The organism is Klebsiella sp. P1927, assembly GCF_018204675.1.
GTDB lineage: Bacteria > Pseudomonadota > Gammaproteobacteria > Enterobacterales > Enterobacteriaceae > Klebsiella > Klebsiella pneumoniae.
Genome location: NZ_CP073377.1, coordinates 4,195,724 through 4,210,447, shown reverse-complemented (window position 1 = coordinate 4,210,447; position 14,724 = coordinate 4,195,724). Strand labels below are relative to the sequence as shown.

The 14,724-nt window shown below is 59.4% G+C and carries 17 protein-coding genes; 7 read left to right on the top strand and 10 right to left on the bottom strand.

Annotation, left to right across the window (positions count from 1 at the left end; genetic code table 11):
- Positions 1-12 precede the first annotated feature (12 nt).
- Both KB892_RS21185 and hpt read left to right on the top strand, forming a co-directional pair.
- Positions 13-132 carry a hypothetical protein gene (locus tag KB892_RS21185; protein WP_012542835.1) on the top strand — a complete coding sequence of 40 codons (120 nt, stop codon included), beginning with the start codon at positions 13-15 and terminating at the stop codon, positions 130-132.
- Positions 133-136: 4 nt separating this feature from the next.
- Positions 137-673 (top strand): hypoxanthine phosphoribosyltransferase, encoded by a 537-nt coding sequence (gene hpt, locus KB892_RS21180; RefSeq protein ID WP_002888819.1) that lies wholly within the window; start codon positions 137-139, stop codon positions 671-673.
- A gap of 59 nt (positions 674-732) precedes the next feature.
- On the opposite strand, the gene can is transcribed toward hpt, so the two are convergent.
- Positions 733-1,395 carry a carbonate dehydratase gene (gene can / locus KB892_RS21175; RefSeq protein ID WP_002888821.1) on the bottom strand — a complete coding sequence of 221 codons (663 nt, stop codon included), beginning with the start codon at positions 1,393-1,395 and terminating at the stop codon, positions 733-735.
- 184 nt (positions 1,396-1,579) lie between these two features.
- Here can and KB892_RS21170 point away from each other — a divergent pair, with 184 nt between their 5' ends.
- The 4 genes from KB892_RS21170 (at position 1,580) to KB892_RS21155 (ending at position 5,148) form a co-directional block, all read left to right on the top strand.
- Entirely contained in the window at positions 1,580-2,506 is a 927-nt protein-coding gene (locus tag KB892_RS21170; RefSeq protein ID WP_002888823.1) for an ABC transporter ATP-binding protein, read from the top strand.
- Positions 2,503-3,273, top strand: a complete 771-nt coding sequence (locus tag KB892_RS21165; RefSeq protein WP_002888827.1) for an ABC transporter permease — start codon at positions 2,503-2,505, stop codon at positions 3,271-3,273. Before KB892_RS21170 ends, KB892_RS21165 begins: the two co-directional genes overlap by 4 nt.
- A 122-nt stretch (positions 3,274-3,395) precedes the next feature.
- Positions 3,396-3,836, top strand: coding sequence for a PTS sugar transporter subunit IIA (locus tag KB892_RS21160; protein WP_002888830.1), 441 nt, complete (start codon positions 3,396-3,398; stop codon positions 3,834-3,836).
- A gap of 58 nt (positions 3,837-3,894) precedes the next feature.
- Positions 3,895-5,148, top strand: coding sequence for a polysaccharide deacetylase family protein (locus KB892_RS21155; RefSeq protein WP_004145907.1), 1,254 nt, complete (start codon positions 3,895-3,897; stop codon positions 5,146-5,148).
- 35 nt (positions 5,149-5,183) lie between these two features.
- Here the strand turns inward: KB892_RS21155 and panD are convergent, their stop codons facing one another.
- The 9 genes from panD to thpR form a co-directional block, all read right to left on the bottom strand.
- Positions 5,184-5,564: an aspartate 1-decarboxylase gene (panD, locus tag KB892_RS21150; RefSeq protein WP_002888834.1), complete on the bottom strand. Its 381-nt coding sequence runs from the start codon at positions 5,562-5,564 to the stop codon at positions 5,184-5,186.
- Positions 5,565-5,656: 92 nt separating this feature from the next.
- Positions 5,657-6,511: a pantoate--beta-alanine ligase gene (panC, locus tag KB892_RS21145; RefSeq protein WP_002888835.1), complete on the bottom strand. Its 855-nt coding sequence runs from the start codon at positions 6,509-6,511 to the stop codon at positions 5,657-5,659.
- A gap of 11 nt (positions 6,512-6,522) precedes the next feature.
- Positions 6,523-7,314, bottom strand: coding sequence for a 3-methyl-2-oxobutanoate hydroxymethyltransferase (gene panB, locus KB892_RS21140; RefSeq protein ID WP_002888841.1), 792 nt, complete (start codon positions 7,312-7,314; stop codon positions 6,523-6,525).
- Positions 7,315-7,434: 120 nt separating this feature from the next.
- On the bottom strand, positions 7,435-7,914 hold the full coding sequence (gene folK, locus KB892_RS21135) for a 2-amino-4-hydroxy-6-hydroxymethyldihydropteridine diphosphokinase (protein ID WP_004151947.1): 480 nt from the start codon (positions 7,912-7,914) through the stop codon (positions 7,435-7,437).
- Entirely contained in the window at positions 7,911-9,305 is a 1,395-nt protein-coding gene (gene pcnB / locus KB892_RS21130; protein WP_071526609.1) for a polynucleotide adenylyltransferase PcnB, read from the bottom strand. The genes folK and pcnB overlap by 4 nt, the downstream gene beginning before the upstream one ends.
- Positions 9,306-9,367: 62 nt before the next feature.
- Complete coding sequence (gluQRS, locus tag KB892_RS21125) at positions 9,368-10,249, bottom strand: tRNA glutamyl-Q(34) synthetase GluQRS (protein WP_004145903.1); 882 nt, start codon at positions 10,247-10,249, stop codon at positions 9,368-9,370.
- 59 nt (positions 10,250-10,308) lie between these two features.
- Positions 10,309-10,764 carry an RNA polymerase-binding protein DksA gene (gene dksA / locus KB892_RS21120; RefSeq protein ID WP_002888845.1) on the bottom strand — a complete coding sequence of 152 codons (456 nt, stop codon included), beginning with the start codon at positions 10,762-10,764 and terminating at the stop codon, positions 10,309-10,311.
- Between the two features lie 162 nt (positions 10,765-10,926).
- Positions 10,927-11,643 carry a DNA/RNA nuclease SfsA gene (sfsA, locus tag KB892_RS21115; RefSeq protein WP_002888848.1) on the bottom strand — a complete coding sequence of 239 codons (717 nt, stop codon included), beginning with the start codon at positions 11,641-11,643 and terminating at the stop codon, positions 10,927-10,929.
- Positions 11,643-12,179: an RNA 2',3'-cyclic phosphodiesterase gene (gene thpR / locus KB892_RS21110; protein WP_004145901.1), complete on the bottom strand. Its 537-nt coding sequence runs from the start codon at positions 12,177-12,179 to the stop codon at positions 11,643-11,645. The genes sfsA and thpR overlap by 1 nt, the downstream gene beginning before the upstream one ends.
- Before the next feature lie 72 nt (positions 12,180-12,251).
- Here thpR and hrpB point away from each other — a divergent pair, with 72 nt between their 5' ends.
- The gene (gene hrpB, locus KB892_RS21105) at positions 12,252-14,681 is read left to right on the top strand and encodes an ATP-dependent helicase HrpB (protein ID WP_004151944.1); all 2,430 of its coding nucleotides are present in this window, start codon (positions 12,252-12,254) and stop codon (positions 14,679-14,681) included.
- Positions 14,682-14,724 lie beyond the last annotated feature (43 nt).

The following is a 14,724-nucleotide window of genomic DNA, read 5'->3' as shown; positions in this document are numbered from 1 at the left end:
GGAATCACAAATATGGCTTTATTAATCCCTGCACCGAAGATTTCTTTTTGCTGGTATACTGGATGGCTTGCCGGTCATCGTCGGGGCGAAAGCAGCGGCTTTGATGATTTATATTTAGAATCAAATGGTTAGTATTATGAAACATACTGTAGAAGTGATGATCCCGGAATCCGAGATCAAAGCGCGTATCGCGGAACTGGGTCGTCAAATCAACGAACATTATCAGAACAGCGGCAGCGAAATGGTGCTGGTGGGGCTGCTGCGCGGCTCGTTTATGTTCATGGCCGACCTGTGCCGTGAAGTGCAGGTGCCGCATGAAGTCGATTTTATGACCGCCTCCAGCTACGGCAGCGGCATGTCCACCACTCGTGATGTGAAAATCCTTAAAGATCTGGATGAAGACATCCGTGGTAAAGACGTTCTGATCGTGGAAGACATCATCGACTCCGGCAATACCCTGTCTAAAGTTCGCGAAATCCTCAGCCTGCGCGAGCCGAAATCGCTGGCCATTTGTACGCTACTTGATAAACCCAGCCGCCGCGAAGTGAACGTCCCGGTTGAATACGTCGGTTTCGCGATTCCGGATGAGTTCGTGGTGGGCTACGGTATCGACTATGCTCAGCGCTACCGCCATCTGCCGTATATCGGCAAAGTCACCCTGCTGGACGAGTAAGGGGATATCCCACTCTGGACAGCGCGCGCCGCGCTCTCCAGGGTGGCGAAGTCTGAAGGCTATCTGTGATTGATGTGCTTGATCTTGAGGTTGGAGATCCCGTGGCGATAGCGCTGTTCGAGGGTTTCCCTGCTCACAGCGGTGACATCCAGATCGCGCAGCAGTCCGTCGTGAATCCCGTAAGCCCAGCCGTGGATGGTCACCTTCTGTCCGCGCTTCCACGCGGATTGCATAATCGTCGAATGTCCCAGATTGTACACCTGTTCCATCACGTTCAGTTCACAAAGGGTATCCAGACGGCGCTCCTCTGGCATTTCACCGAGCAGCGAGCTGTGCTTAAACCAGATATCGCGGATATGCAGCAGCCAGTTGTCGATAAGCCCGAGCTCCGGGTTCTCCACCGCCGCCTGCACGCCGCCGCAGCCGTAGTGGCCGCAGATAATAATGTGCTCGACTTCCAGGACATCGACGGCATACTGCACCACCGACAGACAATTGAGATCGGTGTGGATCACCAGGTTCGCTACGTTACGATGCACGAACAGTTCGCCAGGCTCCAGGCCGGTGAGTCGCTCAGCGGGAACGCGGCTGTCCGAACAGCCAATCCACAGGAAGCGCGGTTTCTGCGTCTGCGACAGTTTCTCAAAAAAGCCGGGGTCCTCTTCCACCAGCATTTTTGACCATAGTGCATTGTTGCTGATGAGTGTATCTATATCATTCATGGACGTTATCGGCCTGTAACCAAGTAAGTGCGTTGCGCTAATATAGGGTAAGCTCACCTTTTTTAAAACCATCTTAACCCGTGATACTTCAGGCTGCAGATGCGTTGGCGGCGTCAGCGCCGGTCCAGCGCAAACGTGAGTCAGGCGGGTTAATGACGTGTCACGACACGAGAAGAGATATTTAATGACCATTGCTCTGGAATTAAAACAGCTCAAAAAAACCTATCCCGGCGGGGTTCAGGCGCTGCGGGGGATCGACCTGCAGGTCGAAGCGGGGGATTTTTATGCCCTGCTGGGCCCGAACGGGGCCGGAAAATCCACGACCATCGGCATCATCAGCTCGCTGGTGAACAAAACCTCTGGTCAGGTCAATGTCTTTGGCTACGATCTGGAGAAAGACGTCGTCAATGCCAAGCGCCAGCTTGGCCTGGTGCCGCAGGAGTTTAACTTCAACCCGTTCGAAACCGTGCAGCAGATCGTCGTTAACCAGGCGGGCTACTACGGCGTTGAGCGTAAAGAAGCCCTTTCCCGCAGTGAAAAGTATTTAAAACAGCTCGACCTGTGGGAAAAACGCAACGAACGCGCGAGAATGCTCTCCGGCGGGATGAAGCGCCGTCTGATGATCGCCCGCGCGTTGATGCATGAGCCGAAGCTGCTGATCCTCGACGAACCGACCGCCGGCGTCGATATTGAACTGCGTCGCTCGATGTGGGGCTTTCTCAAGGATCTCAACGATCGCGGAACCACCATTATCCTGACCACCCACTATCTCGAAGAGGCCGAAATGCTATGTCGCAACATCGGCATCATCCAGCACGGCGAGCTGGTGGAAAACACCTCGATGAAAGCGCTGCTGTCGAAGCTGAAGTCAGAGACCTTTATTCTTGACCTCGCGCCAAAAAGCCCGGTGCCGAAGCTCGAAGGCTACCAGTACCAGCTGGTCGATACCTCGACGCTGGAAGTGGAGGTTCTGCGTGAGCAGGGAATTAACAGCGTCTTCGCGCAGCTGAGCGCCCAGGGGGTGCAGGTACTGAGTATGCGTAACAAAGCTAACCGTCTGGAAGAGCTGTTTGTCACGCTGGTGCATGAGCGAAAAGGAGAATCAGCATGATGCAGCTTTATTGGGTCGCGCTGAAAAGCATCTGGACCAAAGAGATCCACCGTTTTATGCGCATCTGGGTACAGACGCTGGTGCCGCCGGTGATCACCATGACCCTGTATTTCGTGATCTTTGGCAACCTGATCGGCTCGCGCATTGGTGAGATGCATGGTTTTACCTATATGCAGTTTATCGTCCCAGGCCTGATCATGATGGCGGTGATCACTAATGCTTACGCCAACGTCGCCTCATCCTTCTTCAGCGCCAAGTTTCAGCGCAATATTGAAGAGCTGCTGGTGGCGCCAGTGCCGACGCATGTGATTATTGCCGGCTACGTGGGCGGCGGGGTAGCGCGAGGACTGTGCGTAGGTATCCTGGTGACTGCGGTGTCGCTATTCTTTGTGCCGTTCCAGGTTCACTCCTGGCTGTTTGTCGCCCTGACGCTGCTCCTCACCGCGGTGCTGTTCTCGCTGGCCGGGCTGCTGAACGCGGTGTTTGCCAAGACCTTCGATGACATTAGCCTGATCCCGACCTTTGTGCTGACGCCGCTGACCTATCTCGGCGGGGTGTTCTACTCGCTGACCCTGCTGCCGCCGTTCTGGCAGGGGCTGTCGCATCTGAACCCCATCGTCTACATGATCAGCGGTTTTCGCTTCGGCTTCCTCGGTATCAACGACGTCCCGCTGGCGACCACCTTCGCCGTGCTGGTGGTGTTCATTGTCGCCTTCTATCTGCTGTGCTGGTCGTTAATTCAGCGCGGTCGCGGCCTGCGTAGCTGATACTCATCATGGTTAGCGCTTCCTGAAGTAAATATGCGAAGCGCTAACCGCTTATCTTTGACTCCCATCACCGATACGTCATCTTCACCTTGCTACATTATTCGCTGGCTAAGGAGGGAAGCATGCTCGGATGGGTCATTACCTGTCACGATGAGCTGGCGCAGGAGATGCTGGATCGTCTTGAACAAAAGTTTGGTCCGCTGGCCCAGTGCCGGGCGGTCAATTACTGGCGCAATCTCAGCAGCAATATGTTGAGCCGGATGATGTGCGATGCGCTGCATGCCACCGACTCCGGGGACGGGGTCATTTTTCTCACTGACAAAACCGGTGCGGCGCCTTATCGGGCCGCGGCGCTGATGAGTCACAAACATACCCACTGCGAAGTGATCTCCGGCGTCAGCTATCCACTCCTTGAGCGAATGTATCTCCTGCGAGGCACGTTAAGCAGCGTGGCGTTTCGCCAGGCGATCGTCAGCGCGGGCGGGCCGATGGTGAGCAGCCTGTGGCATCAGCAGCAGAAGAACACCCCGTTCCGGTTGCGCCATGATGCCTGGGGAAATTAAGCAGTGGGACAGATACCGCTTTTGTTACAATAACCGCCGTTGATGGTATAACGGTTTGATGCGTATGCTTGCCCGATTTTTGACCCTGCTTCTTTTCCTGACCTCACTCAGCGCCTCCGCCAGCCTGCTTAGCCAGCAGGGCAAGGCTGTGCGCTATATGCAAACCACCGAAGACGCGGTCATCTGGGCGCAGGTGGGAAACCATGTGGTCAGCGTCGGCAATGTTCGTGCCGGGCAGATCCTCGCAGTCGTCCCGACGGCGGCTGACTACTATGAGTTTCGTTTCGGCTTTGGCACCGGGTTTATTGATAAAGGGCATCTCGAGCCGGTGCAGGGCAAGCAGCGGGTGGAGGACCGTCTGGGGGATCTTAATAAACCGCTGAGTAACCAAAATTTACTCACCTGGAAAGATACACCGCTCTATGACGCTCCCTCGGTAAGCAGCGCGCCGTTCGGAACGCTGGCCAACAATCTGCGCTATCCGATCCTCAGCAAGCTGAAGGACCGGCTCAATCAGACCTGGTTTCAGATCCGCATTGGCGACCGACTGGCGTGGGTCAGTAGTCTGGACGCGCAGGAGGATCACGGTATTCCCGTGCTGACCTATCACCATATTCTGCGCGATGAAGAGAACACCCGTTTTCGTCATACGTCGACCACCACCTCGGTTCGCGCCTTCACGAATCAGATGACCTGGCTGCGCGATCAGGGCTATACCACGCTGACCCTGTATCAGCTGGAAGGCTATGTGCGTAATAAAATCAATCTCCCGGCGCGGGCGGTGGCGATCACTTTCGATGATGGCTTGAAATCGGTGAACCGCTACGCCTATCCGGTGCTGAAACAGTACGGTTTCCATGCCACCGCGTTTATTATCTCCTCGCGTATTAAGCGCCATCCGCAGAAGTGGGATCCGAAATCCCTGCAGTTTATGAGCATTTCCGAGCTACGCCAGATCCAGGACGTCTTTGATATTCAGTCGCATACTCACTTCCTGCATCGGGTTGACGCCGGCCGGCGGCCAATTTTATTCAGTCGCAATTACCATAATATTCTGTTTGATTTCGCCCGCTCGCGCCGGGCGCTGAGCCAGTTTAATCCGCACGTTCTCTACCTTTCCTATCCCTTCGGCGGCTATAACGCTACGGCGGTGCAGGCGGCGAATGACGCCGGGTTTCATATGGCGGTAACGACGGTGCGTGGGAAGGTGAAGCCGGGGGACAATCCGTTTCTGTTAAAGCGGTTATATATCTTACGCACGGATTCGCTGGAGACGATGTCGCGGCTGATCAGTAACCAGCCGCAGGGGTAATACCGACGCTGCGCCTGAGCGCAGCGTCGCGGCCATCAGGCGACCTGTACCGGAATAGCTTTCGCCTGGCGCTTCATTTCGTTGTCGCCTTCGAAGTAGGCGATGTTAGGCTGCCAGCTGCGCGCCTCTTCGTCCGACATGGTAACGAAGCTGGCGATGATCAAAATATCGCCGACGCTGGCGCAGTGCGCGGCGGCGCCGTTAACGGAGATGATCCGGGAGCCCCGCTCGGCGGCAATGGCGTAGGTGGAGAAACGGTTGCCGTTGGTGACGTTCCAGAGGTGAATAGTTTCATTCTCCAGAATACCGGCCGCATCCAGGAAGTCCTGGTCAATGGCGCAAGAACCTTCATAGTGCAGGTCCGCCTGCGTGACTTTTACGCGGTGGAGCTTGCCCTGCAGCATATTACGCATCATAACTTCTACCCTTCAACCTTAATGTAGCAGAGCGGACACGGCGCCCGCCCTGAGAAAAGCCCGGGCAGTATTGCCCGATTTTTACCCGCTGTCTACTGAGCGAGCGTGACGATCCGGTTGTCGATCAGGCGAGCCTGCCCCAGCCAGGCGGCCATCAGGATCACCGCGCGCTGGCTGGCATCGGTCAGCTCAAGCAGGGTGTCGGCATCGCGGATCTGAATGTCGTCGGCGCGGAAGCCTTTCTCATTCAGCTCCTGTTCAGCGATAGCGATGATCTCATCGAGCTGCCGATCGCCGGCGGCCAGCTTTTCCGCCACCGCGCTCAGCACTTTATACAGACCAGGCGCGATTTTGCGCTGGTCGGCGGTCAGGTAGCCGTTACGCGAACTCAGCGCCAGGCCATCTTTCGCGCGGACGATCGGCACGCCGATGATCTCAATGTCGTAGCCCATGTCGGCGACCATCTTGCGGATCAGCGCCAACTGCTGGAAGTCTTTCTCGCCGAAGCAGGCGACGTCTGGTTGAACAAGGTTGAACAGCTTACTGACGATGGTCGACACGCCGCGGAAATGGCCCGGGCGGCTGGCGCCTTCGAGCATGGTGGATAATCCCGGAACGTCGACGTAGGTCTGGCCTTCAGTACCCTGGGGGTACACTTCCGCCGGCGTCGGCGCGAAGACAAAGTCGACATGACGTTTGTTCAGCTTTTCGCAATCATCCTGTAAGGTGCGCGGGTAGCGCGCCAGGTCGTCGACGCGGTCAAACTGCATCGGATTGACGAAAATACTGACCACCACCACGTCCGCACTGGCTTTGGCTTCATCAACCAGCTTCATATGACCATCATGCAGGTTGCCCATTGTCGGGACCAACGCGATACGCTTACCTTCCTGACGCAGACGGCGGATATGCTGCCGCAGCAGCAGTACGGATTCAATAATCAGCACAACAAGACTCCTTAATGGAAACTGTGTTCTTCGCCCGGATAGACTCCGGATTCGACTTCGGCAATATACTGCCGCACCGCGGCGCGGATGTCGCCCGCTTCGGCAAGGAAATTCTTGGCAAATTTAGGAATGTGGCCGCCGGTAATGCCGAAAGCGTCATGCATCACGAGGATTTGCCCGTCGGTGACGTTGCCCGCGCCGATGCCGATCACTGGAATGGTCAGAGCGTCGGTGATGCGCTTCGCCAGTTCAACCGGCACGCACTCCAGTACCAACAGCTGCGCACCCGCCGCCTCCAGCGCTAACGCGTCTTCAAACAGGGTCTGCGCCGCATCGCCGCGACCCTGCACTTTATACCCACCGAATACGTTCACCGACTGCGGCGTCAGGCCAAGATGGCCGCAAACCGGCACCGCGCGCTCCGCCAGCATCCTCACGGTGTCGGCCAGCCAGGCGCCGCCCTCGAGTTTGACCATATTGGCGCCAGCGCGCATCACGATGGCGGCATTTGCAAAGGTCTGCTCGGGGGTGGCATAGGCCATGAACGGCAGGTCGGCAAGCAGCAGGCTGTTTGGCGCGCCGCGGCGGACGGCGCGGGTGTGATAGGCGATATCTTCCACGGTAACCGGCAGGGTGGAGTCGTGACCCTGCACCGTCATTCCCAGCGAGTCGCCTACCAGCAGCACATTTATGCCTTCATCGGCGAACAGCTTCGCGAAGCTGTGATCGTAGGCGGTAATGGTGGCAAAGCGCTTCTTTTCCTGTTTGCATTTCTGCAGCAGGGCAATGGTGGTCGGTTTCATAACATTTCCTGATGATGAAAGTCATATTAACCGGCATTCTAACAGCAGCATTCAGAGGGGCAATGATTTTGGGCAACCGATTACGACGATCGCCGCAAATGCTAAAAAAGGGAGAGGGGATTACCAGCTGGCGGGCTTTTCCGCGCCGAGATTATCCAGCACGGCGCGCAGCGCCGGGCCGTCAGGAAAGTGAAGGTCCGGGGCGATCTCGAACAGCGGCCAGAGCATAAAGCCGCGGTTTTTCATATCGTAGTGCGGAACGGTCAGGCGCTCGCTGTTAATGACAGCATCGCCAAACAGCATGATATCGAGGTCCAGCGTGCGCGGCCCCCAGCGTTCGGCTTTGCGCACTCGCCCCTGCTGCAGTTCGATGCGCTGAGTATGATCGAGCAGCGTCTCGGGGGGCAGGGCGGTTTCCAGCGCAACGGCGGCGTTGAGATAGTCCGGCTGATCCTGCGGGCCCAGCGGCGGCGTGCGGTAGAACGAAGAGACGGCGACCACGCGGCTGTGCGGAATTTCGCCCAGGGCGCGGATAGCCGCCTGCACCTGCTCCAGTGGAGAAGCAAGGTTGCTGCCAAGAGCGATATAGACCAGAGTCATGCGCTACCCTGGCGCGGTGCGCGCTTGCGCGGACGACGGTGACGACGGCGCGGCGCCGGATCGTCCCCGAGGTCGTTGAGCATATCTTTTTGCGCCGGCGGCGCGGCGACCTGGAATTCGCCCCACCATTTGGTCAGGCGCTGCAGTTCGTGGTTGTTCTCGGCGCCGGCGCGTAGCTCCAGCAGGTCATAGGCGGCGCGGAATTTCGGATGCTCCATCAGCTTCCAGGCGCGTTTGCCCTGACGACGGGACATGCGCAGCTGCAGCTGCCAGATATCACGAATAAGGGTGGTGATGCGCTTAGGGATCGCCAGCGTACGGCAGGCTTCGTCCAGCACATCGTTCATCGCCAGGGCGAAGGCGTCGTAGTACGCCAGGCCGCTCTCCTGAGCGATTTTTTGCGCCGTCTCCAGCAGCGGATACCAAAACATCACCGCGAAGAGGAAGGCCGGATTGACGCGCATATCGTTATGAATGCGGGTATCGGTATTCTTCAGCACCTGGCTGATGATCCGCTCCATCGGGCTGTCGCCGCGCTCGGTAAAGTAGCGGGTGATGGTCGGGAACAGCGGCTGGAACAGGCTGTATTCCCGCAGCAGCATGTAGGTCTGGTAGCCATACCCGGCCTGTAGCAGCTTGAGCACTTCTTCGAACAGACGCGCCGGCGGCACATCGTGGAGCAGGGCGGCCAGGCGCGGCAGCGGTTCAGCCGTTTCCGGGCTGATGGTCATATTGAGCTTGGCGGCAAAGCGCACCGCGCGCAGCATGCGCACTGGATCCTCGCGATAGCGGGTTTCCGGGTTGCCGATCAGACGGATCACGCCGTCCTGCAGATCCTTCATGCCGCCGACGTAGTCGCGAACGGTAAAGTCCGCCACGCTGTAATAGAGGCTGTTGATAGTGAAGTCGCGACGCTGGGCATCCTCCTCGATCGAGCCGAAGATGTTATCGCGCAGCAGCATGCCGTTCTGGCCCCGCTGGGAGGTGACGCGATCGGTGGTATGCCCTTCGTGATGGCCACGGAAGGTGGCGACCTCAATGATTTCCGGCCCGAACATCACATGCGCCAGGCGGAAACGTCGCCCAACCAGACGGCAGTTGCGGAACAGCTTGCGTACCTGATCCGGCGTGGCGTTGGTGGTAACGTCAAAATCTTTTGGCTTTTTGCCAAGCAGCAGGTCGCGGACGCCGCCGCCGACCAGCCAGGATTCGTAGCCCGCCTTGTTGAGGCGGTACATGACCTTGAGGGCGTTTTCACTGATATCTTTGCGGGAAATAGCATGCTGCTCACGCGGGATCACCGTCATAGGCGTTGGTTCGACGGCGGCTTCTGCCTCGCGCTCCTCACGGCTTAGCACCTTACGGCAAAAATTAGCGACTCGGGTAAAAATGGTGCACCTCGTAGTGTCAGACGGACTTCAGATCAACTGTACAGTGTAAAAATAGCGGCTAATCATAGCTCAGCGGGAGCCATTTGAGAATGCTCGATTTTCGCCGGCTGCCAGTTGGCGACGGCCTGGGCGAGTAAATCATCGATGCTCAGGGCCTGCCACTCCTCGGGGATCGCCTGATTCAGAAAGCGGAGCGCCCGGACGATTTCGGGGCGCGGATCGCCTTCCGGCAGCGCCGGCGCGTGGTTTTGTTTAGAGAGTTTATTGCCGTCGCCATTGAGAGCCAGCGGCAGATGGAGGTAATCCGGCGCCTGCCAGCCAAAATGCTGATACAGCGAAATCTGCCGCACCGTCGGCTCAATCAGGTCTGCGCCGCGGACAATCTCGGTGATCCCCTGAAAGTGGTCGTCGACCACCACCGCCAGGTTGTAGGCGAACAGCCCGTCGCGACGGTGGATAATAAAATCCTCTCGCGCCAGCGGCTCATTGGCGATGAGCGTGCCGCGCAGACGGTCGCTAAACTGCAGTACCGGACGGGTTTGGCGCAGGCGCAGCGCGGCGTTTTCCGCCCCCAGCCCGAGGTCGCGGCAGTGGCCGTCGTAGATCCCGCCCACGGCGTGGATCCGCGCGCGGGTGCAAGTGCAGTAATAGCTCAGCCCTTGCTCGCCCAGCCACGTCAGCGCCTCGCGGTAGGCTTCGTGCCGTTGCGACTGCCACAGCACGTCGCCATCCCAGTGCAGACCGTAGTGGTCAAGCTGGCGCAGGATGGTATCGGCGGCGCCGGGGACTTCGCGCGGCGGGTCGATATCTTCAATACGAACACGCCAGATACCCTGGTTCGCGCGGGCTTGCAGGTAGCTGCCGAGCGCGGCGATCAGAGAGCCGAAGTGGAGTTCGCCGGAGGGGGAGGGGGCGAAGCGCCCTATATAGCGTGAGTCAGTCATGGTACGGACAACAGAACCAGGCGGGAGAGACTCCCGCCAGAGAGTGAGGCAGCAGGGGATTAGCCCGCCATCTGTTTTTCGCGAATTTCCGCCAGGGTTTTGCAGTCAATGCACAGATCCGCTGTCGGACGCGCTTCCAGACGGCGAATGCCGATCTCCACGCCGCAGGATTCGCAGTAGCCGAAGTCTTCGTCTTCAACTTTTTTCAGCGTTTTCTCGATCTTTTTGATCAGTTTACGTTCGCGGTCGCGGTTACGCAGTTCCAGGCTGAACTCTTCTTCCTGGGCGGCACGGTCTACCGGGTCCGGGAAGTTAGCTGCTTCATCCTGCATGTGCGATACGGTGCGATCCACTTCATCCCTGAGTTGATTACGCCATGCTTCAAGAATACGCTTGAAGTGCGCCAGCTGGGCTTCGTTCATATACTCTTCGCCCGGTTTCTCTTGGTACGGCTCCACCCCAGCGATGGCGAGAATACTCAGGGACGATGTTTTACGGTTTTGCCCTTCTTGCATGTTGCTTCTCCTTAACACGCACTATCGATCCCCATGTGGGGGAAAATCAGGCCGCTATAAATAGCAGATGCTTTTCCGGATAGCAATTATCTAAACGTTACACTTGACAACCCTGTGAAGAAAAGCGTATTCGCGCTTGCGACCCGAACACTATTTAGCCACTTATTTACCGGGGTTTAACACCACGGCGATCGGCTTATTCAGAGTCATCCTCGTCGTAGAAAGTTCCGCTTTCCAGGCGAGAATTTCCACCCCCTTGTCCTGGGCTTCTGTTAACAGCTGTGCGTATCTGGCATCAATATGATGCGCGGGAGAAAAACGGTCAATTGCCGAATGCAGGACGGCAAATAAAATCACCGCGCGGTCGCCATTTGCCGCGACGGCCATCAGTTCCCGCAGATGCTTCTGACCGCGCGTGGTCACCGCATCGGGAAAATAACCGTATTCTTTCTCCGCCAACGTAACCGATTTCACTTCAATATAGCAGTTTTGTCGGTCATCTGCCTGTAACATAATATCGATACGGCTATTCTCTTCGCCATATTTCACTTCGCTTTTCAGCTGGTTATAGCCTGAAAGTTCAGGAATTATTCCGGCGGAAATCGCCTCTTTCGCCAAAGAATTCGCGCGCAGCGTATTGACGCAAATAACTGCGCCCTGCTGGGTTTCAGTTAATTCCCAGGTGTGGGCATATTTGCGCTTCGCATTGTCCGAGGTGGAATACCAGACGGTGTCGCCCGGGGCGGCGCAGCCGGTCATCGCTCCGGTATTCGGGCAGTGGAGCGTCAGCTCGCGGCCATCGGGGGTGACCACGTCAGCAAGAAATCGTTTGTAACGTTTAAGCAAAATGGCGGGCTGCAACGGCGGATCAAACTGCATCAACTTTCCTTATCAAACGGATAACGTTCCAGCGCCGTGTAGCGCGTGCGCCCCCGGCTAAAGCTGGACTCATAGAGCACGAACTCGTTCACCGGAAATGTCCAGCGAAAGCCGGGGGCCGGGATCGGCACCGCCCGGCGAGCATCGCGCCACAGGGTAATATGCGGGTGAAACGGCTGCGGGCTCTGATAGCAGCCGCTGCGCGCCGCCTGAGCGCGCAACATGCTGGCGAGCTGCAGCAGGCCGCGCGGCGGCTGGCGGGTTCCGAGCCATACCACTCGCGAACGTAGCCACTGTCCGGCATCGTCCAGCGTCAGGGTAAAGCCCGGCTGGCGCAGCCGGCCAGCGAGAGCGGCCAGCGCCCGCTGTTTTTCCGCGCTCACCTCGCCGAGAAACGCCAGCGTCAGATGAAGATTATCCGCCGCGACGGGCCTGCCGGCATCTTCGGGGAAGTGCGTTGCCCGCCACTGGACAATTTGCTTCTGGACGGCAGACGGCAGTTCAAGCGCAAAAAACAGCCTTTTCGGCTCAGACATGATAGAGACTCGGTAATGAATTAGGGGGATGCTACAATGCGAACCCCTGAATGTTAACCCCCGGAGCCTTTTGTGTCCTCATTGCCGGTTGCCGCTGTCCTTCCAGAACTGTTATCCGCCCTGCAGCATGCGCCGCAGGTTTTGCTCAACGCGCCGACCGGCGCCGGGAAGTCGACCTGGCTGCCGCTGCAGATCCTCGCCGAGGGCAACATCGCGGGACGCATTATCCTGCTCGAGCCGAGGCGCCTGGCGGCGCGTAATGTCGCGCAGCGGCTGGCTGAACTGCTTGGCGAAAAGCCGGGGGAGACCGTGGGTTTCCGCATGCGCGCCGAAACCTGCGTCGGACCGCAGACCCGCCTGGAGGTGGTTACGGAGGGGATCCTGACGCGCATGATCCAGCGCGATCCGGAGCTGACGGGCGTGGGGCTGGTGATCCTCGATGAGTTTCACGAGCGCAGCCTGCAGGCGGATCTGGCCCTGGCCCTGCTGCTGGACGTCCAGCAGGGGTTACGTGACGATCTCAAGCTGCTGATCATGTCGGCGACCCTCGATAACGATCGCCTGCAGCGTCTGCTGCCGGAGGCGCCGGTGGTGGTCTCGGAGGGGCGCGCTTATCCGGTGGAGCGTCGCTTCAGCCCGCTCTCCGCGCACCAGCGTTTTGATGAGGCGGTGGCGGTAGCGGTGGCGGAGCTCCTGCGGCATGAACAGGGATCGATGCTGCTGTTTCTGCCCGGCGTCGGCGAGATCCAGCGCGTTCTGGAACAGCTGACGGAGCGCGTGGCGGAGGATGTCATTCTCTGCCCGCTGTATGGCGCGTTGCCCTTAAGCGAACAGCGCAAAGCGATCCTCCCGGCGCCGGCCGGGAAGCGCAAAGTGGTGCTGGCCACCAATATTGCCGAGACCAGTTTGACCATCGAGGGGATCCGCCTGGTGGTCGACAGCGCCCAGGAGCGGGTCGCCCGCTTTGACCCGCGCACCGGCCTGACCCGGCTGGTGACGCAGCGCATCAGCCAGGCATCGATGATGCAGCGTGCCGGACGCGCCGGTCGTCTCTCCCCGGGGATCTGCCTGCATTTGCTCGGCAAAGAACAGGCGGAACGGGCGGCGGCGCAGAGCGAGCCGGAGATCCTGCACAGCGATCTGTCGGCGCTGTTGCTGGAGCTGCTGCAGTGGGGCTGCCACGATCCGGCCGCGCTGGCCTGGCTGGATCAGCCGCCCGCGGTCAATCTGGCCGCCGCGCGCCGCCTGCTGGAGGCGTTGTCGGCGCTGGACGGCGAGCGGCTGTCGGCGTTTGGCCGCAAAATGGCAGCGCTTGGCAACGAGCCGCGGCTGGCGGCGATGCTGGCCGCCGCGCAGACCGATGACGAGGCGGTGACAGCGGCAAAGCTGGCGGCGATCCTCGAGGAGCCGCCGCGCGGCGGACTGGTGGATTTGGGGGCCGTCTTTTCCCGTCAGCAGGCCAACTGGCAGCAGCGATCGCAGCAGCTGATGAAGCGCCTGGCCCGCCGCGGCGGCCAGCCCGATGCCGGGCTAATGGCGGGGCTGCTGGCGTCGGCCTTCGCCGATCGCATCGCCCGCCGCCGCGGTCAGGAGGGGCGCTACCAGCTGGCGAACGGCATGGGCGCGATGCTGGACGCCGACGACGCGCTGGGCCGTCATGAATGGCTTATCGCTCCGCTGCTGCTGCAGGGCAGCGCTTCGCCGGATGCCCGCATGCTGTTGGCTCTGCCAGTGGAAATCGGCGAGCTGATCGCCGCCCGCCCTGAACTGGCGAAAAGTTCCGACACGGTGGAGTGGGATGAAGCGCAGGGGACGCTGAAAGCCTGGCGGCGGACGGTGATCGGCCAGTTGGTGATCAAGACCCAGCCGCTGGCGAAGCCCTCTGAGGCAGAGCTGCATCAGGCGATGCTCAACGGTATTCGTGAGAAAGGCCTCGGGGTGCTCAACTGGACGCCAGAGGCTGAGCAGCTGCGCCTGCGGCTGCACTGTGCGGCGCAGTGGCTGCCGGAAGAGGCATGGCCCGCAGTGGATGACGCTTCGCTGCTGGCCTCGCTGGAGACATGGCTGCTGCCGCAGATGAACGGCGTTCATTCCCTGCGGACGCTGAAGGCGCTGGATCTGCGTCAGGCGCTACAGGACTGGCTGCCATGGCCGCTGCGCCAGAAGCTGGATCGTGAGCTGCCGACGCACTATACCGTGCCGACCGGCAGCCGCCTGGCGATCCGATACCATGCGGAGAACCCGCCAGCGCTGGCGGTGCGTATGCAGGAGATGTTCGGCGAGGCCACGACGCCGGTGATCGCCGAGGGACGGGTGCCGCTGGTGCTGGAGCTGCTGTCGCCTGCCCAGCGTCCGCTGCAGATCACCTGCGATCTGAGCGCCTTCTGGCAAGGGAGCTACCGCGAGGTGCAGAAAGAGATGAAGGGACGCTATCCGAAGCACGTCTGGCCGGACGATCCGGCCAACGCCGCCCCGACCCGCCGCAGCAAAAAATACTCGTAGCCGCCGCTGCCGGGCGGCATCCTGCCCGGCCAGTCGGTTCGCA

Coding starts and splice junctions, on each gene's coding strand:
- panD (WP_002888834.1), bottom strand. CDS start 5,564: ATGATGCGTAATATGCTGCAGGGCAAGCTCCACCGCGTAAAAGTCACG.
- can (WP_002888821.1), bottom strand. CDS start 1,395: ATGAATGATATAGATACACTCATCAGCAACAATGCACTATGGTCAAAA.
- KB892_RS21170 (WP_002888823.1), top strand. CDS start 1,580: ATGACCATTGCTCTGGAATTAAAACAGCTCAAAAAAACCTATCCCGGC.
- folK (WP_004151947.1), bottom strand. CDS start 7,914: ATGACTCTGGTCTATATCGCTCTTGGCAGCAACCTTGCTTCTCCACTG.
- KB892_RS21160 (WP_002888830.1), top strand. CDS start 3,396: ATGCTCGGATGGGTCATTACCTGTCACGATGAGCTGGCGCAGGAGATG.
- thpR (WP_004145901.1), bottom strand. CDS start 12,179: ATGTCTGAGCCGAAAAGGCTGTTTTTTGCGCTTGAACTGCCGTCTGCC.
- KB892_RS21185 (WP_012542835.1), top strand. CDS start 13: ATGGCTTTATTAATCCCTGCACCGAAGATTTCTTTTTGCTGGTATACT.
- KB892_RS21165 (WP_002888827.1), top strand. CDS start 2,503: ATGATGCAGCTTTATTGGGTCGCGCTGAAAAGCATCTGGACCAAAGAG.
- hpt (WP_002888819.1), top strand. CDS start 137: ATGAAACATACTGTAGAAGTGATGATCCCGGAATCCGAGATCAAAGCG.
- dksA (WP_002888845.1), bottom strand. CDS start 10,764: ATGCAAGAAGGGCAAAACCGTAAAACATCGTCCCTGAGTATTCTCGCC.
- panB (WP_002888841.1), bottom strand. CDS start 7,314: ATGAAACCGACCACCATTGCCCTGCTGCAGAAATGCAAACAGGAAAAG.
- sfsA (WP_002888848.1), bottom strand. CDS start 11,643: ATGCAGTTTGATCCGCCGTTGCAGCCCGCCATTTTGCTTAAACGTTAC.
- KB892_RS21155 (WP_004145907.1), top strand. CDS start 3,895: ATGCGTATGCTTGCCCGATTTTTGACCCTGCTTCTTTTCCTGACCTCA.
- gluQRS (WP_004145903.1), bottom strand. CDS start 10,249: ATGACTGACTCACGCTATATAGGGCGCTTCGCCCCCTCCCCCTCCGGC.